Origin of the sequence: Burkholderia sp. MSMB1459WGS (assembly GCF_001534535.1) — a bacterium.
Classification (GTDB): Bacteria; Pseudomonadota; Gammaproteobacteria; order Burkholderiales; family Burkholderiaceae; genus Burkholderia.
Window position 1 is genome coordinate 1 of sequence record NZ_LPMU01000039.1, and the last position, 24,448, is coordinate 24,448.

The 24,448-nt window shown below is 65.9% G+C and carries 26 protein-coding genes and 2 pseudogenes; 11 read left to right on the forward strand and 17 right to left on the reverse strand.

The window, feature by feature from the left end:
• A partial coding sequence (locus WT97_RS35190; protein ID WP_373558480.1) for a hypothetical protein occupies positions 1-263 on the reverse strand: 263 nt, incomplete at its 3' end.
• Positions 264-324: 61 nt separating this feature from the next.
• Here WT97_RS35190 and WT97_RS15955 point away from each other — a divergent pair.
• Together WT97_RS15955 and WT97_RS32855 are read left to right on the forward strand one after the other, a co-directional pair.
• Positions 325-2,619, forward strand: a pseudogene (locus WT97_RS15955) (YadA family autotransporter adhesin); the annotation flags it as partial.
• Between the two features lie 738 nt (positions 2,620-3,357).
• Positions 3,358-3,660 (forward strand): H-NS family nucleoid-associated regulatory protein, encoded by a 303-nt coding sequence (locus tag WT97_RS32855; RefSeq protein WP_082741812.1) that lies wholly within the window; start codon positions 3,358-3,360, stop codon positions 3,658-3,660.
• Positions 3,661-3,953: 293 nt separating this feature from the next.
• Here the strand turns inward: WT97_RS32855 and WT97_RS15960 are convergent, their stop codons facing one another.
• The 6 genes from WT97_RS15960 to WT97_RS15985 form a co-directional block, all read right to left on the reverse strand.
• Positions 3,954-5,051 carry a hypothetical protein gene (locus WT97_RS15960; RefSeq protein ID WP_060353779.1) on the reverse strand — a complete coding sequence of 366 codons (1,098 nt, stop codon included), beginning with the start codon at positions 5,049-5,051 and terminating at the stop codon, positions 3,954-3,956.
• Positions 5,052-5,289: 238 nt separating this feature from the next.
• A complete protein-coding gene (locus WT97_RS15965; protein ID WP_059790063.1) occupies positions 5,290-5,793 on the reverse strand; it encodes a hypothetical protein in 504 nt (167 codons plus the stop codon).
• 121 nt (positions 5,794-5,914) lie between these two features.
• Positions 5,915-6,739 carry an OmpW family protein gene (locus WT97_RS15970; RefSeq protein ID WP_034204235.1) on the reverse strand — a complete coding sequence of 275 codons (825 nt, stop codon included), beginning with the start codon at positions 6,737-6,739 and terminating at the stop codon, positions 5,915-5,917.
• A gap of 73 nt (positions 6,740-6,812) precedes the next feature.
• Positions 6,813-8,066 (reverse strand): DUF2957 domain-containing protein, encoded by a 1,254-nt coding sequence (locus WT97_RS15975; protein WP_059502257.1) that lies wholly within the window; start codon positions 8,064-8,066, stop codon positions 6,813-6,815.
• Between the two features lie 71 nt (positions 8,067-8,137).
• Positions 8,138-9,742 (reverse strand): DUF2957 domain-containing protein, encoded by a 1,605-nt coding sequence (locus tag WT97_RS15980; RefSeq protein WP_059790062.1) that lies wholly within the window; start codon positions 9,740-9,742, stop codon positions 8,138-8,140.
• Positions 9,743-10,344: 602 nt separating this feature from the next.
• A complete protein-coding gene (locus WT97_RS15985; protein WP_059502253.1) occupies positions 10,345-10,641 on the reverse strand; it encodes a cupin domain-containing protein in 297 nt (98 codons plus the stop codon).
• 422 nt (positions 10,642-11,063) lie between these two features.
• Between WT97_RS15985 and WT97_RS15990 the strand changes: the two genes are divergently transcribed.
• Positions 11,064-12,008, forward strand: a complete 945-nt coding sequence (locus WT97_RS15990) for an ABC transporter ATP-binding protein (protein WP_027781348.1) — start codon at positions 11,064-11,066, stop codon at positions 12,006-12,008.
• A 20-nt stretch (positions 12,009-12,028) separates the two neighbouring features.
• Here WT97_RS15990 and WT97_RS15995 read toward each other — a convergent pair.
• Positions 12,029-12,403: pseudogene (locus tag WT97_RS15995) on the reverse strand (RNA-guided endonuclease InsQ/TnpB family protein); the annotation flags it as partial.
• A gap of 191 nt (positions 12,404-12,594) precedes the next feature.
• Between WT97_RS15995 and WT97_RS16000 the strand changes: the two are divergent.
• The 3 genes from WT97_RS16000 to WT97_RS34575 all read left to right on the forward strand — a co-directional run bounded on the left by WT97_RS16000 (position 12,595) and on the right by WT97_RS34575 (position 15,277).
• The gene (locus WT97_RS16000; protein WP_059502249.1) at positions 12,595-13,356 is read left to right on the forward strand and encodes an ABC transporter permease; all 762 of its coding nucleotides are present in this window, start codon (positions 12,595-12,597) and stop codon (positions 13,354-13,356) included.
• A gap of 161 nt (positions 13,357-13,517) precedes the next feature.
• Complete coding sequence (locus WT97_RS16005; RefSeq protein ID WP_060353781.1) at positions 13,518-14,942, forward strand: MFS transporter; 1,425 nt, start codon at positions 13,518-13,520, stop codon at positions 14,940-14,942.
• 65 nt (positions 14,943-15,007) lie between these two features.
• Entirely contained in the window at positions 15,008-15,277 is a 270-nt protein-coding gene (locus tag WT97_RS34575; RefSeq protein ID WP_060030925.1) for a hypothetical protein, read from the forward strand.
• Positions 15,278-15,319: 42 nt separating this feature from the next.
• On the opposite strand, the gene WT97_RS16015 is transcribed toward WT97_RS34575, so the two are convergent.
• Positions 15,320-15,550 (reverse strand): hypothetical protein, encoded by a 231-nt coding sequence (locus WT97_RS16015; RefSeq protein WP_059790049.1) that lies wholly within the window; start codon positions 15,548-15,550, stop codon positions 15,320-15,322.
• Between the two features lie 220 nt (positions 15,551-15,770).
• On the opposite strand from WT97_RS16015, the gene WT97_RS16020 reads away from it, so the two are divergent.
• The 4 genes from WT97_RS16020 (at position 15,771) to WT97_RS16035 (ending at position 18,754) form a co-directional block, all read left to right on the forward strand.
• Positions 15,771-16,160: a YciI family protein gene (locus tag WT97_RS16020; protein WP_059502240.1), complete on the forward strand. Its 390-nt coding sequence runs from the start codon at positions 15,771-15,773 to the stop codon at positions 16,158-16,160.
• 75 nt (positions 16,161-16,235) lie between these two features.
• Positions 16,236-17,042 carry a DinB family protein gene (locus tag WT97_RS16025; RefSeq protein WP_060353782.1) on the forward strand — a complete coding sequence of 269 codons (807 nt, stop codon included), beginning with the start codon at positions 16,236-16,238 and terminating at the stop codon, positions 17,040-17,042.
• Positions 17,039-17,779 (forward strand): alpha/beta fold hydrolase, encoded by a 741-nt coding sequence (locus tag WT97_RS16030; RefSeq protein ID WP_059790045.1) that lies wholly within the window; start codon positions 17,039-17,041, stop codon positions 17,777-17,779. Before WT97_RS16025 ends, WT97_RS16030 begins: the two co-directional genes overlap by 4 nt.
• Before the next feature lie 108 nt (positions 17,780-17,887).
• Complete coding sequence (locus WT97_RS16035; RefSeq protein WP_179949781.1) at positions 17,888-18,754, forward strand: alpha/beta hydrolase family protein; 867 nt, start codon at positions 17,888-17,890, stop codon at positions 18,752-18,754.
• Between the two features lie 153 nt (positions 18,755-18,907).
• Here WT97_RS16035 and WT97_RS16040 read toward each other — a convergent pair whose 3' ends face one another.
• Positions 18,908-19,138, reverse strand: a complete 231-nt coding sequence (locus tag WT97_RS16040; RefSeq protein ID WP_059502751.1) for a hypothetical protein — start codon at positions 19,136-19,138, stop codon at positions 18,908-18,910.
• A 207-nt stretch (positions 19,139-19,345) separates the two neighbouring features.
• A complete protein-coding gene (locus WT97_RS16045) occupies positions 19,346-20,245 on the reverse strand; it encodes a hypothetical protein (RefSeq protein WP_059790041.1) in 900 nt (299 codons plus the stop codon).
• 78 nt (positions 20,246-20,323) lie between these two features.
• Here WT97_RS16045 and WT97_RS16050 point away from each other — a divergent pair, with 78 nt between their 5' ends.
• Entirely contained in the window at positions 20,324-20,662 is a 339-nt protein-coding gene (locus tag WT97_RS16050; RefSeq protein ID WP_059502228.1) for a helix-turn-helix transcriptional regulator, read from the forward strand.
• An 18-nt stretch (positions 20,663-20,680) separates the two neighbouring features.
• Here the strand turns inward: WT97_RS16050 and WT97_RS34580 are convergent, their stop codons facing one another.
• The 6 genes from WT97_RS34580 to pqqA form a co-directional block, all read right to left on the reverse strand.
• Positions 20,681-20,839, reverse strand: coding sequence for a hypothetical protein (locus WT97_RS34580; RefSeq protein ID WP_179949782.1), 159 nt, complete (start codon positions 20,837-20,839; stop codon positions 20,681-20,683).
• Between the two features lie 159 nt (positions 20,840-20,998).
• Positions 20,999-22,138, reverse strand: a complete 1,140-nt coding sequence (pqqE, locus tag WT97_RS16055) for a pyrroloquinoline quinone biosynthesis protein PqqE (protein ID WP_060353784.1) — start codon at positions 22,136-22,138, stop codon at positions 20,999-21,001.
• Between the two features lies 1 nt (position 22,139).
• Positions 22,140-22,421: a pyrroloquinoline quinone biosynthesis peptide chaperone PqqD gene (gene pqqD / locus WT97_RS16060; RefSeq protein WP_006480620.1), complete on the reverse strand. Its 282-nt coding sequence runs from the start codon at positions 22,419-22,421 to the stop codon at positions 22,140-22,142.
• Positions 22,418-23,137 (reverse strand): pyrroloquinoline-quinone synthase PqqC, encoded by a 720-nt coding sequence (gene pqqC / locus WT97_RS16065; protein WP_059790080.1) that lies wholly within the window; start codon positions 23,135-23,137, stop codon positions 22,418-22,420. Before pqqC ends, pqqD begins: the two co-directional genes overlap by 4 nt.
• Before the next feature lie 2 nt (positions 23,138-23,139).
• A complete protein-coding gene (gene pqqB, locus WT97_RS16070) occupies positions 23,140-24,063 on the reverse strand; it encodes a pyrroloquinoline quinone biosynthesis protein PqqB (RefSeq protein ID WP_060353785.1) in 924 nt (307 codons plus the stop codon).
• Positions 24,064-24,124: 61 nt separating this feature from the next.
• On the reverse strand, positions 24,125-24,199 hold the full coding sequence (gene pqqA, locus WT97_RS32875) for a pyrroloquinoline quinone precursor peptide PqqA (protein ID WP_006485436.1): 75 nt from the start codon (positions 24,197-24,199) through the stop codon (positions 24,125-24,127).
• Positions 24,200-24,448: the final 249 nt, after the last annotated feature.

Below are 24,448 nucleotides of genomic sequence, written 5' to 3' on the forward strand. Positions count from 1 at the left end.
AGTTCCACCGACAGCAATGTCTCGTCGCTGTCCACCGGTTTGAGCTCGACGAACAGCAATGTTTCATCGCTGTCGACTGGCCTGAGCTCCACCAACAGCAATGTTTCGTCGTTGTCGTCCGGCCTGAGCTCCACCAACAGCAACGTCTCGTCGTTGTCGACCGGCCTGAGCTCCACCAACAGCAATGTCTCGTCGCTGTCCTCCGGTCTGAGCTCCACTAACAACAACGTCTCGTCGCTGTCCACCGGTTTGAGCTCCACCAACAGCAATGTCTCGTCGCTATCCTCCGGACTGAGCTCGACCAACAGCAATGTTTCGTCGCTGTCCTCCGGACTGAGCTCCACGAACAGCAACGTCTCGTCGCTGTCGACCGGCCTGAGCTCGGCCAACAGCAACGTCTCGTCGTTGTCGACCGGCCTGAGCTCCACCAACAGCAATGTTTCGTCGTTGTCGACCGGCCTGAGTTCCACCGACAGCAATGTCTCGTCGCTGTCCACCGGTTTGAGCTCCACCAACAGCAATGTCTCGTCGCTATCCTCCGGTCTGAGCTCAACCAACAGCAATGTTTCGTCGCTGTCCTCCGGACTGAGCTCCACGAACAGCAACGTCTCGTCGCTGTCCACCGGTTTGAGCTCGACGAACAGCAATGTTTCATCGCTGTCGACGGGCCTGAGCTCCACCAACAGCAACGTCTCGTCGTTGTCCACCGGCCTGAGTTCCATCAACAGCAATGTCTCGTCGCTGTCGACCGGTCTGAGCTCGACCAACAGCAATGTTTCGTCGCTGTCCACCGGCCTGAGCTCCACCAACAGCAATGTTTCGTCGCTGTCCACCGGCCTGAGTTCCACCAACAGCAATGTCTCGTCGCTGTCCACCAGCCTGAGCTCCACCAACAGCAACGTCTCGTCGCTATCCACCGGCCTGAGCTCCACCAACAGCTTGCTGACATCGATGTCGACGTCGACGTCGGCCGCGATCGATGCCGCGAAGACGCACTACTACAGCGTCAACGACAACGGCACGCAGCAGGGCAACTACGATAACAAGGGCGCAACGGCACCCAACGCGCTCGCCGCGGGCGTCGGCGCCTCCGCAACGGGTGTCAGCAGCGTCGCCGTCGGCGACAGCGCCAACGCTTCTGCGGACGGCGCGGTCGCCATCGGCCAGAATGCCTCGGCAACGAGCGGCAAGGCAGTCTCGGTCGGCTCCGGCAACACGGCGAGCGGCGACGGCGCGGTAGCGATGGGCGCGAACGACACGGCGACCGGCAACGGCGCAGTGGCGCTCGGCAACGCGAACACTGCAACCGGCACGAGCGCACTCGCCCTCGGCACGTCGAACCAGGCCACCGCAGACAACACGATTGCGCTGGGCAACCAGTCCACGGCCAGCGCGGCCAACGCGCTCGCCCTCGGCTCGAACGCCACCGCGAACGTCGCCAACTCGATCGCGCTCGGCGCGGGCTCGGTCACGGGCAACGCGGTCGGCGTGTCGACCGTCACGGTCGGCGGCATCACATATCCGGTCTACGGCACCAAACCGATCGGGGTGCTCAGCGTCGGTTCACCGGGTCATGAGCGCCAGATCACGAACGTCGCCGCCGGTCAGGTCAACGCTACCAGCACGGACGCGATCAACGGCAGCCAGCTCAACGCGACGAACCTGGCAGTCGACGCGCTGTCCGCCGGCCTGAGTTCGACCAACAGCAACGTGGCGTCGCTGTCCACGTCGACCTCGACTGCGATCAGTTCGCTGTCGACCGGGCTCAGTTCGACGAGCAGCAGCATTACGTCGTTGTCGACAGGACTGAGTTCGACAACCAGCAACGTCGCATCGCTGTCGACCGGCCTTTCGACGACCAACGCCAGCCTGTCGTCTCTTTCGACCGCGGTCGCGCCGCTGATCTCGATCAAAACGCAGACGACGGATGGCAGCACCGCAATCGGTTCAGGATCGTCGGCATCCGCGAATTCGACGGCGATCGGCCATAGTGCGACCGCGTCGGGCGCGAATTCGACCGCAGTGGGCAAAGACGCCATGGCGTCGGGACAAAACTCGACCGCCGTGGGTCAAGGGGCAATCGCTTCGGGGAAAAACTCGAAGGCCGACGGCCAAGCTGCAGCCGCAACGGGCGACAATTCGACGGCATTGGGCCAAGGATCGACGGCTTCGGGAGCCAATACGACCGCGGTAGGCCAGGGCAGCATGGCAAGCGCCCCGAACTCCGTTGCGATCGGCACGGGCTCGGTGGCCTCCGCGCCGAACACCGTTTCTTTCGGATCCCCGGGCAATGAACGTCGGCTGACGAACGTGGCGCCTGGTATCGACGGCACGGACGCCGCGAACATGAATCAACTGTGGGGCGTCCAATCCAACGTCAACGAGGTGGCCCGTCGTGCGTACTCAGGCGTCGCCGCGGCAACCGCGTTGACGATGATTCCGGAAGTCGACCCGGGCAAAACGATCGCGGTCGGGATCGGTGGCGGCAGCTACCAAGGGTACTCGGCGTCGGCAATCGGCGTGTCGGTCCGCTTCAGCGACAACCTGAAGGCAAAGCTCGGTGTCGGGATCAGCAGCAATGGCAGTACTTACGGTGGAGGCGTCTCCTATCAGTGGTAAGTGGTAAGTCGCAGCGCCCCGGGCGTCGCAGTTGCGACTGTCGCTCGGGGCGTCATTGCATGAAGGAGGCGGAAACGGACCGACGCACAGTATGCCGCCGTCACGCCGATCGCGAACCCTTGCGTCGCGTCCCCTGTTCGCGCGAGCGCGGCCTGCCCCGACCGACGCCTTGCAGACATCCCTTGTCGCGCCATCCGCATTCGTCTTCCGTAGTCTGTAACCGGCCGCCAGACGAGCCGCTCCTGCACGCCGACTCGCACGCGACGCTCCCGGTTTACGCGTGTTATTCGGTCGACATCGCGTCGATACACCGCGTGGCGATCAGCTCGGCTCCCCTCGTTCCGCCCGCGCCCGCGATACATCGCCTTCAGGCGCGGTCATCGCCCAACTCATCTATGCACCAATATCGTGAAAATCCACGACACTCAGGATTGGAAAATAAATCAATTAAATAAAACGACAACTGCAAATCATGTAAAGATATTTATTTAAAGAATCACCCCCCAGCCCGCCGTCGATACAATTTCATACGCCCCCGGGAAGTTCGCCAGTTCATAAAAATTCACCACAAATTACATACTTGAATTTATGGAATCACACTTTCGACAATCATTGAAATATCGAAACCTGCCATTACGACGAATCGAGAAATAGTCGAATTCGGCTCGGCAATTTCCGATCCGGCCATGACATTACTCCATACCCAATTACAATATCAATTCGCCACACGAGACCAAGATGAACGAGCCTTCAGATTGCCCGGCGAGAAAATCCGCGCCAGAGGAAAAGGTCAATGAGAATAAATTTTCCTGTCGAAAGAAAGTGTTGGCGGAGATTCTGAAGGCGGTCGTGGAATTTCAATTCACCCTGGACGAACTGTTCCCGGACATCCGGAAGCGCAAGGCCCGTCCGCGCTACTTCGATCCGGTCAGCGGAGCAACGTGGAGCGGGCGTGGAAGAGAACCTCACTGGATTCGCGGCAAGGATCGCAGGAAGTTCGAACTCGATAGCGGCACGCCGGCAAATGAGCCGGAACGCTGAGACGCCGTCGATCGAACTTGCGTTCGTCACCGTGTCGGCGCGCACGCGCCATTCACCGAATCGCGGCCACACACTCGCGATCGTCGCCTTGTCGACCGGCGGGAGCGTCGGCAGGAACCGCACTTCGTCGTCCAAGCCGATACCGGGGCCCGACAGGTGACATATCCGCCGCTGACTGACTGCAGCCAGTTGTCGAATCCGCAAGCGCCGGTTTCGAGATCCACGAAGTGAAGGCGGTCGAGCGGCACGATCGCCGCATCGACGGAAGGGATGGGGTGTGCTGCCATATTCATTCAGTCTCCGGAAAACCGTACCCGCGTAACGGACCGCACGCGTTTCGCGCGCACGATCGGATTCGATCGCGACGTCAGGCTCATCGCGCCGCGTAGCCGATCGAACGCGACATCCTCCTTCATCCCGAAGCGGTCGACCGCCGGCCACGCGAGCGCTTCGTCGAGCCAAGCTTGCCACGCGTCTCCATGAAAACGCCGCGCGAACTCGCGCACCAAGCCCGGCGCCGCGATCACGATGCCCGCGAGCAGGTAATACGCCCAGAAACTGCCCGCGCCGACGAGCCGGTCGAGCCGGCATACGGACACCGCCGCGAGCAAGCCGTCCACCGACGCGAGATCGGTGCGTCGTTCGCGAATCGCCCGTGCCACCAGATTGTGCTGACCGCCGTACGCGGCGAAGGAAATCTCCTTGCCGGCCGCAAGGTCCGCGCAGAACATCGCGAGCGCGGCCATCTCGTCGACGCGCGCTGCATCGTCGCGCGGCCCGCAGACGCGCAGCACGATCGCGTCGATGACGGCGCCGGGACGGGCCGGCGTTGCCGTGCGCGTTGCCGTGACGGCGGTCAGTGTGGCTCTCAGATTCTTCGCAGGCGGCGTCTCGCGCTGCCCGTCATGTTCGTTCGCGATGCGTGCGCCCGGGTCGCCGCCGCATTCGACGCCATCTGCAATCCGTTCGAGCGCGGCCCAGCCCACGTCGGGATCGTCGAATGCGCACGCCTCGATTACTCCGTGCGCGGTGTCGAATACGGCGCGCGAGCCGGGGCAGCAATGTTCGGCTTCGGCGAGCTGCGGCGCGGACGGCACATGCGAGCATGGGCCGAGCGGATCGGCCGGGTCGCATGCACATCCGCCGCCGTCCGTTGCGACCCACGGCACCAGCCGGTGGAGAACGGCAGTGGCTTCCCGGGACAGGCTCGCGCCAGTCCCCACACGTATCGTGGGCGACGCGACGACGGTCCTGTCGCCGGCATCGCTCGCGGTCGCCGCGCAAACCGCCGCGTCGAGATGGTCGATCAGGTACTGCAACCACGCGGCCGTGCGCAGCCGGTCGGGCGTCGCGCCGCGGGCATCGCCATACTTTGCTGGATCGGTAAGCATGGGTCGTCCGGGATGGTTCTGGCCAATTGGCTTGGTCTTGTTTCAATGGGATCTGGAGGCGCAGCATGCCACGCCGGCTCTGTCGCTCCACCCGCGTCGGATCGCGACACGGGCGGTCGGCCGGCCGCCGCGCCGATACGCGCGACGGCACGAACCCGTCAAAGCCGCGAAAACCCGCCGCCCATACCGCATGCACGGCCCTCGTGCGCGGCGGGTTCCCGCTTCGATTACGCGACGCTTACTGCACGTGGAACTTCGGCGACGTCAGGACGGTACCGCCCACCGTACAGTCCGGCGTCAGCGCGGCGTTGTTGAACGTCAGCGACGAGTTCGCATCGCTCCACGCCGTCACGACCTTGCTCGGCCCGCAGGTGCCGAGCAGCGTGACGTTCACCTTCACGTTGTTGATCGACAGTTGCGTCGTGCTGTCGGCCTGGCCAGTCCACGGCGACGTACTGCTCGCGCTGCCGCTGATCAGCGAGCACGTCGCGCCGCCCGTGAACGTCGTCGACGTGATGTTGACGATGCCGGTCGACGTGATCGTGCCGTTGAAGGTCGCGGTACAGCCCGCGGAGATCGACCCTTTGCTGAGGTTCGTGATGCCCGAAGCGGAGAACGGTTCGCCGTTCGGATTCATCGGCTGACCGTCCGCACGCGAAACGGTGACGGCGAAAGCAGGCGCGGCCGAAACCGCGGTGAAAGCCACTGCAGCAACAAGCGATACGATTTTGCGAATGCTCATTTGAACTGCCCCCTCTCTTCACAAATGGCGGCACGCCGCCAGGAACGCGACCTTCCGGCCGGAACGAGCCGGCCGGCCGGTCGCAGGAAGCCGCCGGCACGCGTCATGCACACCGGTCGGCTCAGAACTTGTAGGAAATCCCGACGAACGTGATCAACGGGTCGGCCTTCAACTTCGTGCGCGTGGTCGCGAGCGTCGACCCGTCGGCCGCCTTGATCACGAGCGACGAGTAAGTCTTCAGCGGCATGTACGTCAGCGTCGCCGTGAGCCCCCAGTGCTTGTCGATCGCGTAGCTCGCGCCGATGTTGTAGACCGGCGTGAACGACGACGACGCCTTGCCCTCCACCGACGTCGCACCCGGCTTGCCGGCGCCGGCGGCGAGCACGCTGCCGAGGTTCTCGTTGATGTCCTTCGCGAAGTTGCCGTTCAGTTCGATGTTGCTGAACCAGCTGTAGGCCACGCCGATTCCGACGAACGGGCGGAACTTCGCCGTCGACGAATTGAAGTAGTACTGCAGAATGATCGTCGGGCTCCACTGCCGCGCGTTCTTCACGGCCGGCTGGTTCGCCGACTTGTCCATGTCGACGTTGCCGAGCGCACCGGCCGGCCCAGGCGGCCTGATCACGCCGTGCCCGGTGAGCGTGAACTCGGGCGGCACGCCGAGCACCGACGTCACCGCGATGTGGTCGGTGAAGAAGTGCGTGAGCGTGAGGCCGACCGTATCGGCGTTGTTGACCGTCAGGCTCGTGCCCGGCGACGTGAACGACCCGGGCAGCCGCAACGGTCCGTTGATCGGCATGTTCGCGAGATTCGTCGTCAGCCCGTTGGTCGAATCCTGCGGCATGATGTGCAGCCAGCCCAGCGTCGCGACGTTGTCGCCCGCCTGCTGGGCCGATGCGAGCGTCGATACGCCTGCGACGACACCCGCGACAATCAGCTTCTTCATGAAGTCTCCCCCTCGTTCCGTCCGGGCGCCGCGCATTCGCGCGCGGCGCCGCCGTGTCTCCATCCGCACGCGGTCACTGCACGAACGCGCCGACCGTGAAGTACGGGTTGCTCGTATCGGCCATGTCGAGGAACCCGAACACGCCGCCTGTGAACACGAACTTGCCGGTCGCCGGCCCCGACGCCGCGTCCGCATGCACGGTCGTCACGACGCCCGGCACCTTCTGCGTGTAGTCGAGGTTCAGCGCGCGCGTGAGCGCGGCCTGCGACGCGTTGAACGGATCGAGCAACGTGGCCTGTGCGCCGACGAGTGCGGTCGCGCGGTAGTTGAACGCGCTGTCGACGCCCGTGTACTCGCCGTCCTGCGAGCCCTGCGCGATGGCCGTCTGCGGGCTCAGGAACGAGATGCCCGATTCGTCGTCCGCGCTCGGCGGGCCTTGCGTGAGGTCCGCGTTCGCGGCGCCGGTACGGATGAAGATCGGCACGAGCTGGTTGCGCAGCTTGCCGACGATCAGAATCCCCTTGCCGGCCTTCGCCGGATCCAGTGCGGCGAGCGTCGGCGGAATCTGCGGCTGGTAGTTGAGCGACTGGAATGCCGGTGCATCGGGGCGCAGCGTGAACGGCTGGTTCACGGTCGCGCTCGACGCAAGCGGCTGCCCGCCGTTCTTCTTGCCGAAGTTGTCGGTTTCCGTATAGCTGCCGTCCGCGTTGATCGTCACCTTCTGGTCGAGCGCCACCGGCTGGAAGTTCTGCGACGGCACCTGGTGATAGCCGAGCTGGTTGTACGTGCCGGCGATCTTCGTCAGGTCGGTTTCGAGCGACGAGAAGCTGATGAACGGGTAGTACGGGAACGTCGTCTTCGGGATCTTGCCGACGCCGATCACGCCGTCGAACTGGATCGTCGCGCCGGGGATCGCGCCGCCCAGCACGCCTTCGCCGAGGAACAGCCGCGCGGGCCGGCTCGGGTCGAGGCTTGCGTTCTGCATCCGGAACGTGCACTGGTTCAGCTTCACCGTCGGCAGCCCCGTTTCGTCGGCCAGCGTGCCGTCGACCACATTGGCGGGCGCCGTGTCGCGGGTCGGTTGCACGGTGCCCGTCGCGGTCGGCACCGGCGACGCGAGGTAGGTCATCCGGTACGTCATCTTCGTCGTGTCGAGCTGCACCTTCACGAGCTCGCCCGACCCGGAGCCGCCGACAAACACCGTGTTGTAGTCGATCGTCTGCGGGCACAGCCGCACCACCGGCGCGGGCGGCGGGTCGCCGTCGCCGCCGCATGCGGCCAGCACGGGCGCGAGCGACGCCGCAGCCATCCAATGTTTCACATTCATAGGAATCCTCTTGAAATTCGATTCGCCGGCGGCGACGCATGCGCCGCCGGTGTTACGTGTTCAATGCAGGGTTACTGGACGAACGCGCCGACCGTGAAGAACGGGTTGACCTTGTTGTTGTTGACGACCATCGCGTAGACGTTGCCGGCCGTCACGAGCCAGCCCGTGTCGCCCTTGCTGAAGATCGCCACGTTGCCGGTCGCACCCTTCGCGTTGAAGTCGCTGTTGGCCGTGACGGCGATCTTGCCGGGCGACGCCTGCGTATAGTCCAACCCGAACTGCGCGGTCGCCCTCGACGTCTGGGGGTCGATGAACGCCGCGGTATTGCCCTGGAACAGCGTCGACGTGTAGTTCGCCGCGATGGTCGACACGGCGGTGCCGTCGCTGCAGTTGCCGGCGGAAGGCGTGAAGTAATTGAAAGCCGTGTTGAACGTGCCCGGCAGGTCCGGGTGCGGAACGAACGGATTGAAGCTCGGCGCCGTGCCTGCCGCGCTGCCCGACGGTCCGTTGTTGGTCACTACACCGCATGCGGATGCACTCGTCGCACCGATGAACCCGCCCTTCAGCAGGTTGGGCGCCACGGCTTTGGCAGGGGCGAGCATCGAGATGCCGACCTCCGCATCGGCCACCGAACCCAGCGGATTGCCCGGCGCGGCATACGCATACCCGACGCGGATCACGACCGGCACCAGCGCGCCGTTCAGCTTGCCGACGATCATCACGCCGTGCGCCTGGCTTGGCACGAGGATCACGAGCGGCTGTCCCTGGCCTGCCGAAGGATAAGCCTGCCCCGACTGCGCATGGCTGACGAACACGTTGTCGGGCGTACCGTCCGCATTCTTGCGCAAGGTCCACGGCGAGCCGGTCGTCTGGCACGAGTAGTCGCTGCCTGGCGTGATCGTGCACGAGCCGTCCGCATTGAGCGTCTGGTTCCAGTTCACGACGTCCGGCTGCCATCCCTGCGGCGTGGTGGTCTGATAGGTGGTGCCGGTCGGCTGCAGGTGAATGCCGACTTCGTTGTACACGCCGGCCACCTTCGCGAAATCCGTTTCGGTGTCGGTAAAGCCGATGAACGGATAGAAGTCGAACGTGCGCGACGGCACCGAGCCGAGGAAGAGACCCGGCACGAGTTCGATGCCCTGGAACGCAATCGTCGCGCCCGGAATTCCGCCGCCCACCACGCCGTTGCCGACGAACAGCATCGGCGGATCGGCGCGATTGATCGTCACCGAATACGCACCGTCGCTCGTCGCACCGCTGTCGAGCACGAACGCGCAACGATTCTGCTCGGCCGTCGGGAGATTGGTCGGATGATGGAACGCGCCGCTGATCGTCAGGCCCGCGCGCGTGTCGTTGATCTGCCCTGCCGAGGTCGGCACCGACGATTCGACGAACTGCATCTGATAGGTGAGCTTCGTCGTATCGAATTTCACCTTCACGTACTCGCCGCTGCCGGCGCCGCCCGTATATGTCGTCGTGTAATCGAGCGCGTCGGGACACAGCTTCGTCACGACGGGCGGCGTCGTTTCCGCGCCGCTCGGCCCGCATGCGCTGCCCGAGCACTGCGGCACGGTGATCGGCCCCGGATCGTCGCCGCCGCCGCAACCGGCGACGAACGGCAGCGCCAGCACCGCGCACGACAGGATCGCCTTCCGCCATTCAGGAATGCAAATCATCAACCCCTCCTTTTCAGGTACGACAAGTCTCGTCCGGCCGGGCTGCATGGCCCGCCGGTTGGTATCGCGCCGCCGCACGAACGGCGCGGCGCATGACGATGCACGCAAGGCGGCCGCGATGCCGGTCGGGCACATGCAGCAGACGAGCGCGCTCCCGCAGCGCCGTCATGCGGCACGGCGCCGTCGGAACGATCGAAACGGAAAGTGGCTTGCCGCTACACGGCGAGGTGACGATGCAGCCGCGCGAGCTGCGTCGCGCCTGCATTCAGCGAAATATCGGAAAGCGGCAGTCCCGCTGGCCCCACGGATAGGCGTCTCATGGTGTGGTCTCCATACGTACGCTTGATTCGTTATCGTGATGCGTCGTTTGTCGAGACTATGATCGGACGCTTCCCACAAGTAAATGGATGCAGAGTTCCAAACGAATGAAACCGCGCGATCCTAGCCGGTGCACGGTATTTGACAGTTTTTCAAACGGCCTTCATTTTATTTGCTCAGACAAATACCGGCCCCTGGAACACGCGTTTGAACGGCAACCGCCGATCCGCGTCGAGCCAAGCCGGCCAGCCTTCGGCGGCCCGCGCGCATGCTGCGCCGCAACCTCAGACGTCGATGATCGCGAGTGTGCCGTGGCTGCCGGGCAGCACCGCGTGGCGCGTGCCGGCGCGCGCGAGATACATCTGCCCGGCCCCGACCGCGACCGTTTCCGCCTCCACCTCCAGCATCAGCGTGCCGTCGAGCACCAGCAGTCCCTCGTCGTAGTCGTGCACTTCCGCTTCGTAAGGCTGCGCATCCATGCGCAGCACTTTGATCCGGGCCGGGCCGACTTCGCCGACGATCGTGGATTTCCATGCAGCAGCCTGTGCGTCCGCCACGGATTTGAAATCGATCAAGGACATGCGCCCGCTCCGTATCACCGTGAAAGGAACGCATTATCGCGAGCGCCACGCGTGCCGTCCCGGTACGGCGCGCGGGCCGGCAGGCAGCACAGTCGGCCAGCCCGCCGAGCGGGCGCGCGGTCGCAGCCGGTTCGCGGAAAACCGTCCACATTGTTCGCATCGCTCGAATAAAGCGCCGAATCATGAGTCGATATCGCCGCCATTCACGCAAATCCGGCACCGGCACGACCCTGCCTTTCCACCGAAATGCATTTCGATCTGCCGATTGCTAATATGGCGGTCCCGCGATCCCGCACCACAATACCGTTCGACATGACGCCCGTTCGCCATGCCGTCCCCGGTCCCGGCCGCTTCGCAGCGGCGGCGGCGCCGGGCACGCGCGGCGCCCGCCGTCGCGCCGGGCGGCCGTGCCATCCGTGAGCATGCAACCGATCCTTTCCGTCTCCGACCTCTCCAAGACTTACGCGTCCGGCTTCCAGGCGCTGAAGCACGTGACCCTCGACATCCGCCCCGGCGAGATCTTCGCGCTGCTCGGGCCGAACGGCGCCGGCAAGACGACGCTGATCGGCTCGATCTGCGGCATCGTCACGCCGACCGAAGGCCGCGTGACGGTCGGCGGCCACGACATCCGCGATCAATACCGCGCGGCCCGCGAAATGATCGGCCTCGTGCCGCAGGAGCTGACCACCGACGCGTTCGAAACCGTCTGGGCCACCGTGTCGTTCAGCCGCGGCCTGTTCGGCAAGGCGCCCGATCCCGCATACATCGAGAAGACGCTGAAGGCGCTGTCGCTGTGGGACAAGCGCGACAACAAGCTGATGACGCTGTCGGGCGGCATGAAGCGCCGCGTGATGATCGCGAAGGCGCTGTCGCACGAACCGCGCATCCTGTTCCTCGACGAACCGACGGCCGGCGTCGACGTCGAACTGCGCCGCGACATGTGGAAGCTCGTCGATTCGCTACGCGAAAGCGGCGTGACGATCCTGCTGACCACGCACTACATCGAGGAGGCCGAAGAGATGGCCGACCGGATCGGCATCATCCTCGGCGGCGAACTCGTGCTCGTCGAGGAAAAGCGCGAACTGATGCGCAAGCTCGGCAAGAAACAGCTCACCGTGCAGCTCGAGCAGCCGCTCGCGGACGTGCCGCCCGCGCTCGCGCCGTTCGGGCTCGAACGCGCGGAGGACGGCGCCGCGCTCGTCTATACGTACGATTCGCAGCGCGACGACGCGAGCATCGCGAAGCTCATCAATGCGCTCGGCTCGGCCGGCATCGGCTTTCGCGACCTGCACACGACGCAGAGCTCGCTGGAAGACATTTTCGTCAGCCTGATCGACAACCGCCGCAACGGCGTGCAAGGAGCCTGACGCTTGACGTCCTCCGCTCCCTAAAGGGAGAGGATTCCCACACCTGGCGATGCACGTCCGCATCGGAGAATGTTCAAAGCAGCGTTGGTATCTCGATCATGCAAGACACCACAGCCACCACAAACCCACTCTCTTATTCGCAGTCCCGCGATACCTTTCGGCCGCGTCGTGCTGTCTTTCGACCCACACGACGAACAGGACTGGGTCGAACCGCTTTCGTCCACTTCCTCGAACGTGACTCCGTGCGCGATCGCTTTGTAGCGGAGCTTGTTTCTGAAGGACGACCAGGATGCGTCGTAGACGCTCTTCGCCATCCTGGTTTTGGCGAGTTTTTTGGCCGACACGTTGCCGACCGCGATGTAATCGAACCGCCGCACCAGATCGAGCGCGAGCTTCTGCGTGTCGTTGCAGAAATTCCAGACGTCGTTCACCGCGCGGCTCTGCTTGTTAAGCAGTCCGTTGAGCGACTTCACGCGGTAGCGGTAGACAAGGATCATGTCGGTGATCCTAATCCGTGGAAGAAGCTGTCTGTCAATAGCAATCCTTTCCTCCCCGTCCTGAAGGACGGGGTTTCTCGGAGCAACTGATGAACTGGCATGGAATCCGCGCGATCTATCGCGCAGAAATGGCCCGCACGCGCCGTACGCTGATGCAGAGCATCATCGCGCCGGTGATCTCGACGTCGCTGTATTTCGTCGTGTTCGGCTCGGCGATCGGCTCGCGCATCAGCGACGTGAACGGCATCGGCTACGGGTCGTTCATCGTGCCGGGCCTCGTGATGCTGTCGCTGCTGTCGCAGAGCATCTCGAACGCGTCGTTCGGCATCTACTTCCCGCGCTTCACGGGGACGATCTACGAGATCCTGTCCGCGCCCGTGTCGTACTGGGAAATCGTGATCGCGTACGTCGGCGCGGCCGCGTCGAAGTCGATCCTGCTCGGCGTGATCATCCTCGCCACGGCCGGCCTGTTCGTGCCGCTGCACATCCTGCATCCGTTCTGGATGGTGCTGTTCCTGGTGCTGACGGCCGTCACCTTCAGCCTGTTCGGCTTCGTGATCGGCATCTGGGCCGACAGCTTCGAGAAACTGCAGCTCGTGCCGCTGCTGATCATCACGCCGCTCACGTTCCTCGGCGGCAGCTTCTATTCGGTCGACATGCTGCCGCCCGCGTGGCGCGTGATCACGCTGTTCAATCCGATCGTCTACCTGATCAGCGGCTTCCGCTGGTCGTTCTACGGGATCGCCGACGTGCACGTGTGGATCAGTCTCGCTGCAACCACGCTGTTCCTCGTGATCCTGCTCGCGATCGTCGCGTGGATGTTCCGCACCGGCTACAAACTGAAGAATTGACGACGGCCGGCGTCACACGCGCCGCCCGCCGATGACGCATTTGGGCAAGCAGGCGGCGCTTTTCCTCTGATGCGGCGGTTTGTGGTCGCGTCTACTGAATACGAAGCATCGGGGCCCTGGAGCATGCGCTGCGCGGCCCCTTTTTCATTTCAGAGGACGCCATGCCCGCCGCCACCGCTCCCGCCTCCGCCGCCGCCCGGCTCGAACGCCTGCCGTTCTCCGGCTATCACAAGCGCATCTTCTTCATCATCGCGATCGCGTTCTTCTTCGATTCGGTCGACCTCGGCACGATGACGTTCGTGCTCGGCTCGATCCGCAAGGAGTTCGGCCTGTCGACCGCGGCCGCCGGCCTCGTCGCGAGCGCGAGCTTCTTCGGGATGGTGCTCGGCGCGGCCGTCGCCGGCCTGCTCGCCGACCGCTTCGGCCGCCGGCCCGTTTTCCAGTGGAGCATGGTGCTGTGGGGCGCCGCGTCGTACCTGTGCTCGACCGCGCAGAGCGTCGACGCGCTGATCGTCTACCGCGTGCTGCTCGGCATCGGGATGGGCATGGAGTTTCCGGTCGCGCAGACGCTGCTGTCGGAATTCGTGCCGACCGAGAAGCGCGGCCGCCTGATCGCGCTGATGGACGGCTTCTGGCCGCTCGGCTTCATCACGGCCGGCATCGTCGCGTATTTCGTGCTGCCGCAATTCGGCTGGCGCACCGTGTTCGCGCTGCTCGCGATTCCGGCCGTGTTCGTGCTCGTCGTGCGCCGTATCGTGCCGGAATCGCCGCGCTGGCTCGAACATGCGGGCCGGCACGCGGAGGCCGACACGGTGATGCAGTCGATCGAGGCAAAGGTGATGCGCTCGGCCGGCGTCGCGACGCTGCCGCCGCCGTCGCGGCTTGCGGAGCCGGCCGCCGCCCGTGGCCGCGGCGCATTGCGCGAGATCTGGAGCGGCGTGTACCGCCGCCGCACGGTGATGGTTTGGCTGCTGTGGTTCTTCGCGCTGCTCGGCTTCTACGGCCTCACGTCGTGGCTCGGCGCGCTGCTGCAGCAGGCCGGCTTCGAAGTCACGAAATCGGTGTTCTACACGGTGCTGATTTCGCTCGGCGGCGTGCCGGGCTTCCTGTGCGCCGCGTGGCTCGTCGAACGCTGGGGCCGCAAGCCGACCTGCATCGCATCGCTGATCGGCGGCGGCGCGATGGCGTACGCGTACGGCCAGAGCGCGCTGTACGGCGGCAGCACGACGCTGCTGATCGTCACGGGCCTCGCGATGCAGTTCTTCCTGTTCGGAATGTGGGCGGCGCTGTACACGTACACGCCCGAGCTGTACGGCACCGGCGCACGCGCGACGGGTTCGGGCTTCGCGTCGGCGGTCGGCCGGATCGGCTCGCTGATCGGGCCTTACGTGGTCGGCGTCGTGTTGCCGGTGTTCGGCCAGGGCGGCGTGTTCACGCTCGGTGCGCTGTCCTTCGTCGCGGCGGCCGTCGCCGTATGGACGCTCGGGATCGAGACGAAGGGGCTCGCGCTGGAGCAACTGGCGGCAGGCGGCGAGACGGGCGGCAGCGGCCGGTATCCGGTGGCGGCGGCGGACGAGGCGTCCTGATCGCCGCGGCCGGTTTTCAAGCCGTTTCGGGCGAGGCGAGCGTTCGGTACCGCCCGGCGGGCTGCATGAATCGACGCGCTTCGCATCCGGCGCGACGCTGCTGGACCGAATCGACGCGCCGGTTCGATATATCGCGACGATCGCGTGACGGCGCCGCCGCTTTCACTCCCGCTCGAGGATCGCATCGATGGCTCGCGCACACGACGAGCGCGCTGCGCCGGATCCGGACGCTCGATCTCGACATCGTCCCGTCGACGCACGGCCCGGCGATCGCGCACGACGTTCCGCACGTGCTCGCCGGCACGATCGCTCACTACGAAGCCGCCGCCGCGTGAGCCGCGGCGGCGGTCATCCGGCAGCGGTGCGGCCGGGGCCGGTCAGGCGTCGGCGACGATGAATTCTTCGGCCGCCTTGCGCTGGACCGCGGCCATCACGGCCAGTTCACGCTTGCTGCGCGCGTCGCCGGACACGACGCCCGTCGCATGCTTCGCCTTCGCACCCAGCGGGAAAAAGACGAACGACGCGCCGGCCGGGGCCGCCGGCTCCGCGCGCAGGCGTTTGTTCAGGATTTTCAGGTACTTCTTCTTCGAGACTTCCTTGGCAGCCATGGCACCCTCCACGTACACGTGATGCGGGCCAGCATACCAGTTTTGCCGATGCGCTCCGTGACAGCGGCCGCGCAGCGCGCCCCACCGCTTCGATCGCGCCAGAATAATTTTCGCCCGCGATGTCGATTCGCGTCGCCGTCGCGCGTCGTATTGTCGTAACCGATCGTTTTGCCGTCGCACCGCCGGCAAGCGCCCTATTCACGTTCGAGGAGATACGACAATGCGCGTCATGGTCATCGTCAAAGCCACCGCCGATTCCGAATCCGGCCAAATGCCCGACCCCGACATGCTGGCCGCGATGGGCCGGTTCAACGAGGAACTGATGAAAGCCGGCATCCTGCTCGCGGCCGACGGGTTGCGCCCGAGCAGCCACGGCAAGCGCGTGCATTTTTCGGGCAAAAGCCGCGCGGTCATCGACGGCCCGTTCGCCGAAACGAAGGAACTCGTCGCCGGCTACTGGCTGTGGCAGGTGAAATCGATGGAGGAAGCCGTCGAATGGGTGAAGCGCTGCCCGAACCCGATGCCCGGCGACTCCGATATCGAGATCCGCCCGCTGTTCGAGGCCGAGGATTTCAGCCCCGCATTCACCCCCGGGCTGCAGAAGCCATAAGCGTCAAACGTGACGGTTGACGAAGCCCTGCCTAGTAACGTATCGTTTTGACACGTTACTGGGCAGGGCTTCGTCATGCATTCCCGTTTCGACCGTTTCCGCTCGACCGCGCTCGGCGCCCAGCTCGAAGCGTTGATCGATCGGCCCGAGCGCTATCTCGAGTTCGCGGCGCTGTCGCGTGTCGGCGTCGCCGCGATCGGCGCGATCCAGGACGAGATCGCGCGCACGTTCCCCGAAGTCGAAGCCGACACGACGGCCCGCCAGTTCTGCGGTGCGATGGTCGCCGACGTCATGCGCCGCCACGGCCATGAGGTCGTGCAGGCGCGCGGGCGGCTCGGCGGTGCGCCGTTCAGCTATGGCGCGGTATTCAGCGCGTACCCGCACCGGCTGCCGTTCGCCGACGTCGTCGCCGCGCTGGCTCGCATGCCCGCCCGGCTCGCCGCCTATGCGGCGCATGTGCCGGCGGCGCTGGCCGTGCGCCGCCCGGCCGGCACCGGCTTCTCGCTCGTCGAACACGCATGCCACCTGCGCGATCTCGATGCGGTGTTCGCCGCGCGCATCGACGCCGTGTGTACTGCCGAGTTGCCCATGATCGAATCCGTCGACGGCACCGCGCTCGCCGCGCAACGCGACTATCTCGCGCAGCCGCTCGATCTCGCCGTCGCAGCGTTCGGCCGCGGCCGCGCCGCGCTGTGCGCCACCGCGGCCGTGCTGGAACCGTCGCAACTCGCACGCTGCGGGCTGCGCGACGGCATCCGCCGCATGTCGCTCGACGAACTCGTGCGCGAGCTGCTCGACCACGACCGCACGCACGTGCTCGAACTCGACGAACTGCTCGCCGAACTCGAATTGCCGCCGCTTCCTTCGATGCACGCCGCATGATCCCGTCCACCCCCGTCGTCTTCATTCACGGTTTCATCGGCACGTTCGACGTGCGCGGATGGAACGGCCCGCATCTCTGCCCCGACCTGCTCGGCTACGGCTCGCATCGCGCCACGCCGCCCGACGCGATCTCGCTTGCCGCGCAGGTCGAACACGTGCGGCAAACCGTCGATACGTACTTCGGCATGCAGCCGGTCGATGTCGTCGGCCATTCGGTCGGCGGCGCGATCGCGATGCTGTTCGCGCAGGCGCACCCCGAACGGGTGCGGCGTATCGTCAACGTCGAAGGCAATTTCACGCTCGACGATGCGTTCTGGTCGGCATCGGTCGGCCGCATGACGCCGGGCGAAGCCGATGCGATGCTCGACGGCCTGCGTGCGGCTCCGCTCGACTGGCTGCGCGGCGCGATCGACGCACCGTCGCCGCGCCAGCTCGACGACGCCCGCCGCTGGCTCGCGCATCAGCCGGCATCGACGCTGCGTGCGATGGGCCGCTCGGTGATCGAGACGACCGGCGCCGCGGGCTATCTGCCGGCGCTCGCGCAGGTGTTCGAGCGTCACCCCGTCTGGCTGATCGCCGGCGAACGCTCGCGCGCGGGCTGGCACGTGCCCGAACACGCGCTCGCGCGCTGCGCCGGCTTCGACACGATCGCCGGCAGCGGGCACCTGGTCGCGGCCGAGCAGCCCGATGCGTTGCGCGCCGCCATCGCGCGCATCGTATGCAAGCCGTCCGCCTGACAACCCGTAGGATTCGCCGAAATATGGTTGAAAGGCGCGGTTGCTAGAGTCGCCGGAACAGGGTTTTCCCGGCCTCCGGCCGGACTGGGTCGACATATGCAAGGATCGATGCGCCTGGCACGTACCTTCTGGCTCCTTCTGCTGCTCGCCGTCACGAGCCCTGCTTTCGCCTTCCATGCGCGGGTCGTCGCGATCCCGAGCGCCGCGATGAGCGAGACGCTGAAGGCCACCATCGTGCTGCCCGACGATTACGCGCGCGACAACCACGGCGAACGTTACCCCGTCGTCTATCTGCTGCACGGCTCGGGCGGCGACCATACCGACTGGACGTCGAACACGCACATCGCCGCGCTGGCCGACCGCTATCGCGTGATCCTCGTGATGCCCGACGGCGGACACGAAAGCTGGTACATCGACAGCCCGTTCGATTCGGGCAGCCGCTACGAGACCTTCGTCGGCGACGAAGTCGTGTCCTATGTCGACCTGCATTTCCGCACGATCGCGGCCCAGCACGCGCGCGCGATCACCGGGCTCAGCATGGGCGGCTTCGGCGCCCTGCGCATCGCGCTCGACCGGCCCGACACGTTCGGCGCGGTCGGCAGCATCAGCGGCGCGGTCGATCCGCGCTGCTGCACGGACGAGCCGGGGATCGCCCACGTGTTCGGCGATCCCGATCGCCATCCGTCGTTCTGGAATCGCAACGTGATCGTCGAAAGCGCGCGGGCGTTCGTGCGCGCGCATCTCGACCTGACGATCGATTGCGGCCGCGACGATGCCTTCGTCGGCTCGAACCGCACGCTGCACGAACGGCTCGTCGCGCTCGGCGTGCCGCACGACTATGCGGAGCGGCCGGGCGGCCATACGTGGGATTACTGGGCGAATGCGATCCGCTATCAGATGCGGTTTTTCGCGACCTCGTTCCAGCATCGCGGCTACGCGTCCCGTGCCGCGCCGGGCATGACACGCGCGGGCTGACGCGCAGCTTCCGTTACGGCGGCGATCCGGCCGACGCCTGCCCGACGCCGGAAATCGAAACGGGATGACGAACCGGCATGCCGGGCATGAATGCCCGACAAGAAGATGAATGCGCGCCGCTCGACGCGCGACACCAGAGAAACGACGAAGCCGTCAGTTGTCGTGCGCGGCACTCGCGCCGACGATGCGATCGAAGAATTCCTGTGCACGCGCCAGCTCGTCGAGCGCGCGATCGAGACGCGACATCGCGCGTGCGTATTCGGCCGACGAGCCGTCGTCGTCGCTTTCGCCGCGCACCGCGCGAAACGCCCGATCCACGTTGCGCGTCGCTTCGACGAAGCGTTGTGCGGCTCGCGCTTCCCGCGAACAGATGTGGGTCGACATCGACACTTCTCCCTCAGGATTGCAGTGTGAAGCACGCCGACGCTCAGTGTGCGTGATACGCATGTCGGCGGCGTGAACCACGCCCCGTCGCGTGGCGACGTATCGGCCGCGGCACCGCGCGCTTCGTGCCGATTGTCGCTCCGCGTTCGCCGATCCGCTACGGAGAGATTGCAACAAATTCTTGCGCGAACGATTTCGCGCGTGGCGTCACGCGCGCCCGATGCGCGGATGGGCGAGCCCGGCGAACGCAGCAGCTTCACCCGGCGACAGGTCGAACAGATCGCCGGTGAGATCGCGCGGATGCTCGACCGCCGGCCGGTTGCGCATGCGCGCGACGTGCGTGGGCGCCACATACGCGGCCGCCGTTTCGATCGGCGGCACATCGAACAGATCGCGCGTGACGCCGCGCACGGCGTCCGTCGGCGAACGGCCGCGCAAGCGCGCGACCAGCTCGACGAAGCGATCGAAATCGCCCGCGCGCGTGGCCTTGTTCACTTCCGCGAGATCGCGCGCCTTCAGCACGCACGGCTGCGCGAGCCGCACGAAATACGGTGCTTCGAGCTCCACCGACAGCGCGAGCGGATAGCTCTTGCCCGTCTGCTCCTTCGCACGCCCGATGCAGTCGACCACGGCCGCTCCCTGCGCGGCGCCCAGCGGCCTGCCGGTGCTCACGCTGCGCAGGTGGTCGGGAAACACGCGCAACTGCGTGCCGACCGTCAGCGCGGTGGACGATGCGCACACGAGCGCGTAGTGCTGCTCGCGGCGCCGGCCCGACGGCAACGTCGAACGGCTGGCGATGAACGTGTGCGGCGGCAAAGGCCGCACCTGCCCGCTTGCGTCGACCCACGCATTCCACAGCAGCGCGTCCTTGCGCTCGCCCGCGCGCGAGCGCGACGCGACCGGCGAAAACAGCGCGAGCAGCGAGCCCGTGCGATGCGCGGCGACTTGCGCGCTGTTGCCGAGCGGCTGGTTGATGCCCCACAGAAAGCGCCCGCCTCCGAGCCGGCGCTCCCATTCCTTGCGGAGCACGACGGTCGGCAGTTCCTCACCGGACTCGGTACCGATCTTGGTCCAGCAGAACGTGGGTGGGAGGTGTTTCAGTGTCATCAACTTTCTCGGGATACAGCCTCGCTGTCGACAGCAAGCCCATTCAACAGCCGTAACTGTATAGGTATAATGCATCGCATGGAAGCCCCGGACCAAGATTTTCCCGTTCAAGACCTGTTGCGCCGCTTGATGGCAGATACGCGCTCGTCCAGCGAAATCGCGCGACTTTCCGGGGTCAGCCAGCCAACCGTGTCGCGCCTTCGGCTGTCGAACGGGCGCCGGCTGCGCCGCAGCGCGCCATTCAACAAGCTATGCAGTTTCTATGGTGTCGAGACGGAGCCATCGCGCCGCCGGTACAACGACCTGCTGCGCGACGCGATCGTCGACGCGTGGGATGGCTCGGACGAGCACGGCCGGGCGCTGCTGGTCGTGATTCAAGGGCTGAAGGATTTGCAGGCGAAGGCCGACGACGGGTGATGTCGCCGACGTGCCCGGTCATTCGTCGAGATTGAACGTGATCGGTGCGCGCGCCCGCATCGGCGACGGCGCACCGTTTTTCGCGTGCGTCGCGCAGCGGCTCGCCAGCCCCGTGTCGCGCGCCGCGGCATCGAGGCGCGGATAGCCGCTGCCGGTCGCGACACGCGCGGCGACCACCCGGCCTGCCGCATCGGGTCCCCGTCCGGCGTTCAGCCGTCCTCGCACGCGAAAATCGCGCGTCGCCAACGATATGAAGAGGACTGCGTAGCGATCGTCCCGATATCCATCGCGTCGCACTGTGTCGCTCGCCCTGCCACTGTCCCCAGCCGTACCCCGTCAGCCGTCGCACGCCGCGCCGCATTGCGCGAGCGAATTCTCCTTGCTGCGAAATACCAGCGGCTGTTCGTCGCGCGGCGCACGACGTCGTGCGAACTGCACGGCCTGTTCGATCCGGTCGTGATGCGCGGACTTCGCGCACACCGGATCGGCCTCTTTCGGGTCGCCGGCCAGCAGGTGGGCCTGGCACCGGCAACCGCCGTGATCCGCATGGCGCTCGTCGCACGTGCGGCACGGCGCTCTCATCCAGTCTTCGCCGCGAAACGCGTTGAACGCATCGCTGTCGTACCAGATTTCCCGCAGCGCGCGGTCGCGCACGTTCGGCAACGCGAGCCCCGGCAGCGACCGCGCGGCATGACACGGCAGCGCGGTGCCGTCCGGTGCGACGCCGAGGAACACCGAGCCCCAGCCGTTCATGCAGGCCTTCGGGCGGCGCTCGAAATAGTCGGGCACGACGAACAGGATCTTGCAGCGCTCGCCGATCAGCTTGCGATAGCGGTTGACCGTTTCCTCGGCCTCGCGCACCTGCTCGACGGTCGGCATCAGTTGGTCGCGATTGAGCATCGCCCAGCCGTAGTACTGCGTGTTCGCCAGTTCCAGGTAATCGGCGCCGAGATCGAGCGCCATCTCGATGATCTGCCCCACGTGCGGCAGGTTGTAGCGATGCAGCACGCAGTTGAGCACCATCGGGTAGCCGTGCGCCTTGATCAGCCGCGCCACGTCGCGCTTCAGCTCGAACGTGCGCGTGCTGGTCAGGAAATCGTTCAGCTCGCGCGTCGAATCCTGCAGCGACAACTGGATGTGGTCGAGCCCGGCGGCCTTGAGCCGCTCGATGCGCGCGACGTTCAGCCCGATGCCCGACGTGATCAGGTTCGTATAGAAGCCAAGGCCGCGCGCATGCGCGACGAGCGTCTCGAGGTCGCCGCGCTGCAGCGGCTCGCCGCCCGAGAAGCCGATTTGCGCGGCGCCGAGCGCGCGCGCATCACTGATGACCGTGCGCCATGCGTCGGTATCGAGTTCCGCGCCATGAGTCGCGAAATCGACCGGGTTGTAGCAGAACGCGCAGTGCAACGGGCAGCGGTACGTGAGTTCCGCGAGCAGCCACAGCGGCGCCGACGGACGGGGCGTGTCGGGCGTCATGTCAGTCCAGCCAGCCGCGCAGTCGCGCATGATCGAGAAAACGGTAGACGTCGGTCGCGAGATCCGATTGCATGAACAGGCGCTCGAGTTCGCCGATGATGTCGTCCAGTTCGCGCGTGCCGTCGCAGCGCGCGAGAATCTCGCCGGCACTCGGATTGAGCTTGACCATGCCCTCCGGATAGAGAAGTACGTACGCATCCTGGGCCGCCTCCCATTGCAGGCGGTACATGCCCCTGAGGCAGGGGCGCAGCGGCACGCCGCTGGCGGCTTCGATCGCGTTCATTGGGGGTAGGCCTTTTCGACGGCGTCGAGCATCGACCACAGGATGTCGAGCTTGAATTGCAGAATGCCGAGCGCGCGCTGCTGGGCGTCCGGTGTCGTGAAATGCTGCAACGTGACCGCGAGCCCATGCTCGACGTCGCGCTGCGCGAGCGGCACGCGGCTGCGGAAGTAATGCAGCCCGGCCGGCTCGATCCACGGGTAATGCGACGGCCAGCCCGCGAGCCGGTCGAGATGGATCTGCGGTGCGAACATCTCGGTCAGCGACGAGCACACGGCTTCCTGCCACGGCGCGCGCCGCGCGAAATTCACATACGCATCCACCGCGAAACGCACGCCGGGCAGCACGTGTTCGAGCGACCACAGTTCGGCACGCGTGAGGCCGCACGCCTCGCCGAGCCGCACCCACGCCTCGATGCCGCCCTCGTTGTCGCCCTGCCCGTCGTGGTCGATCAGCCGCTGGATCCAGCGGCGCCGCGTATCGCGATCGGCGCAGTTCGACAGGATCGCTGCATCCTTGAGCGGAATGCAGATCTGGTAGTAGAAGCGGTTCGCGACCCAGCCGCGGATCTGCGCGGGCGAACAGGCGCCGCTGTTGAGCCGCCGGTTAAACGGATGATGGATGTGATAGCGCGATTCGAGCGCACGCAGGCGCGCCTCGAATTCGGTCGCGGTCCAGGGCGTCGCGTGCAACGCCGTAGCTGGGATCGGTGCGTTCATCGTCAGACCTGGAATTGCATGCCGTCGTGTGCGACATCGATGCCATGCGCACGCAGGTGCGCGTGTTCGACGGAATGCGGATCGAGAATCGGGTTCGTGTTGTTGATGTGCGTGAGCACCTTGCGCGTTCGTGCGGGCAGCAGGTCGAGCCAGTCGATCATGCCGGGCCGCCCGCCTTCCGCGCACTGCGCGAGATGCCCCATGTCGGCCGCGTGCTTGCCCGACAGGCCGAGGTCGATCATCTCGGTCCCGGTCCAGAACGTGCCGTCCACCAGCACGAGATCGGCGCCGTCCATTGCCGCGCGCACGTCGTCGGTGACCGACGCGAGCCCCGGCGCATAGAACGCGCGCCGCCCGCTCGCGACGTCTTCGATCGACAGCGCGATGTTGTCGCCGGGCGCGGCCGCCGCGCGCCGCGGCGAATAAGGCGGCGGCTTGCTGTCGACGGCGATCGCGGTGAAACGGATCCCGCCCGCCGCCGGCACCGCAAACGGCTCGCCGGGCACGATCGTGTGCGCGGCGACGCCGCAGTAATGGCCGAGCAGCGGCACGAGCGGCAAGCCGGTCGACAGGTCGTCGAGCACCGGCGCGCTCGCGTAGAGCGGCAGCGGCGTCGAGCGCTCGCGCAGCATCAGCAGGCCCGTCACGTGATCGATCTGCGCGTCGCACAGCACGACGGCGGCGACGCCGCTGTCGCGGATCGCGCGCGCCGGTTGCAGGTCCGGATCCGCGCGCAACTGGGAAAGAATGTCGGGCGACGCGTTGACGAGGACCCAGTCGACGCCGTCGTCGCTGACCGCGATCGACGATTGCGTGCGCGACAGCACGTGGCCGCTTCCGTTGCGCGCACGGCGGCAGTTCGCGCAATTGCAGTTCCATTGCGGCAGGCCGCCGCCGGCTCCCGAGCCGAGTATCTTGATCTTCATGGGCGTCAATTCCCGAGGCCGCCCGCGCCGACCACGGCGAAACGGGCGGCGCGCACGGCGATCAGCGGTTGGCGATGTACATCGTGATTTCGAAGCCGAAGCGCAGGTCGGTGTAAGACGGTGTCGTCCACTGCATGGTGTGTCTCCTGTCGAGTTGATGATTGAAGCGTTGCTGGATGGATCGAACGACCGCGGCAATCGAGCGGTCGGTTCCTGTTCAGCAAGGAGCGTGCCGAAGCCGTACTTCGGCGGCACGGCGGCCCTCGACGGCCGTCATCCGGGCATCGGGACGCAATCCTTACGAATAGCCGACACGATTCCCGCGAATGCGTGCCGCCGCCCCGGCGGCACGCTGCCCGCGAGTGGTCACAAGTGTTGAATCGTT

What these genes read in the sequence shown, in the direction of transcription:
- WT97_RS32855 (WP_082741812.1), top strand. Translation starts at nt 3,358, where the DNA reads ATGAACGAGCCTTCAGATTGCCCGGCGAGAAAATCCGCGCCAGAGGAA.
- WT97_RS15960 (WP_060353779.1), bottom strand. Translation starts at nt 5,051, where the DNA reads ATGCTTACCGATCCAGCAAAGTATGGCGATGCCCGCGGCGCGACGCCC.
- WT97_RS15965 (WP_059790063.1), bottom strand. Translation starts at nt 5,793, where the DNA reads ATGAGCATTCGCAAAATCGTATCGCTTGTTGCTGCAGTGGCTTTCACC.
- WT97_RS15970 (WP_034204235.1), bottom strand. Translation starts at nt 6,739, where the DNA reads ATGAAGAAGCTGATTGTCGCGGGTGTCGTCGCAGGCGTATCGACGCTC.
- WT97_RS15975 (WP_059502257.1), bottom strand. Translation starts at nt 8,066, where the DNA reads ATGAATGTGAAACATTGGATGGCTGCGGCGTCGCTCGCGCCCGTGCTG.
- WT97_RS15980 (WP_059790062.1), bottom strand. Translation starts at nt 9,742, where the DNA reads ATGATTTGCATTCCTGAATGGCGGAAGGCGATCCTGTCGTGCGCGGTG.
- WT97_RS15985 (WP_059502253.1), bottom strand. Translation starts at nt 10,641, where the DNA reads ATGTCCTTGATCGATTTCAAATCCGTGGCGGACGCACAGGCTGCTGCA.
- WT97_RS15990 (WP_027781348.1), top strand. Translation starts at nt 11,064, where the DNA reads ATGCAACCGATCCTTTCCGTCTCCGACCTCTCCAAGACTTACGCGTCC.
- WT97_RS16000 (WP_059502249.1), top strand. Translation starts at nt 12,595, where the DNA reads ATGAACTGGCATGGAATCCGCGCGATCTATCGCGCAGAAATGGCCCGC.
- WT97_RS16005 (WP_060353781.1), top strand. Translation starts at nt 13,518, where the DNA reads ATGCCCGCCGCCACCGCTCCCGCCTCCGCCGCCGCCCGGCTCGAACGC.
- WT97_RS34575 (WP_060030925.1), top strand. Translation starts at nt 15,008, where the DNA reads ATGAATCGACGCGCTTCGCATCCGGCGCGACGCTGCTGGACCGAATCG.
- WT97_RS16015 (WP_059790049.1), bottom strand. Translation starts at nt 15,550, where the DNA reads ATGGCTGCCAAGGAAGTCTCGAAGAAGAAGTACCTGAAAATCCTGAAC.
- WT97_RS16020 (WP_059502240.1), top strand. Translation starts at nt 15,771, where the DNA reads ATGCGCGTCATGGTCATCGTCAAAGCCACCGCCGATTCCGAATCCGGC.
- WT97_RS16025 (WP_060353782.1), top strand. Translation starts at nt 16,236, where the DNA reads ATGCATTCCCGTTTCGACCGTTTCCGCTCGACCGCGCTCGGCGCCCAG.
- WT97_RS16030 (WP_059790045.1), top strand. Translation starts at nt 17,039, where the DNA reads ATGATCCCGTCCACCCCCGTCGTCTTCATTCACGGTTTCATCGGCACG.
- WT97_RS16035 (WP_179949781.1), top strand. Translation starts at nt 17,888, where the DNA reads ATGCGCCTGGCACGTACCTTCTGGCTCCTTCTGCTGCTCGCCGTCACG.
- WT97_RS16040 (WP_059502751.1), bottom strand. Translation starts at nt 19,138, where the DNA reads ATGTCGACCCACATCTGTTCGCGGGAAGCGCGAGCCGCACAACGCTTC.
- WT97_RS16045 (WP_059790041.1), bottom strand. Translation starts at nt 20,245, where the DNA reads ATGACACTGAAACACCTCCCACCCACGTTCTGCTGGACCAAGATCGGT.
- WT97_RS16050 (WP_059502228.1), top strand. Translation starts at nt 20,324, where the DNA reads ATGGAAGCCCCGGACCAAGATTTTCCCGTTCAAGACCTGTTGCGCCGC.
- pqqE (WP_060353784.1), bottom strand. Translation starts at nt 22,138, where the DNA reads ATGACGCCCGACACGCCCCGTCCGTCGGCGCCGCTGTGGCTGCTCGCG.
- pqqD (WP_006480620.1), bottom strand. Translation starts at nt 22,421, where the DNA reads ATGAACGCGATCGAAGCCGCCAGCGGCGTGCCGCTGCGCCCCTGCCTC.
- pqqC (WP_059790080.1), bottom strand. Translation starts at nt 23,137, where the DNA reads ATGAACGCACCGATCCCAGCTACGGCGTTGCACGCGACGCCCTGGACC.
- pqqB (WP_060353785.1), bottom strand. Translation starts at nt 24,063, where the DNA reads ATGAAGATCAAGATACTCGGCTCGGGAGCCGGCGGCGGCCTGCCGCAA.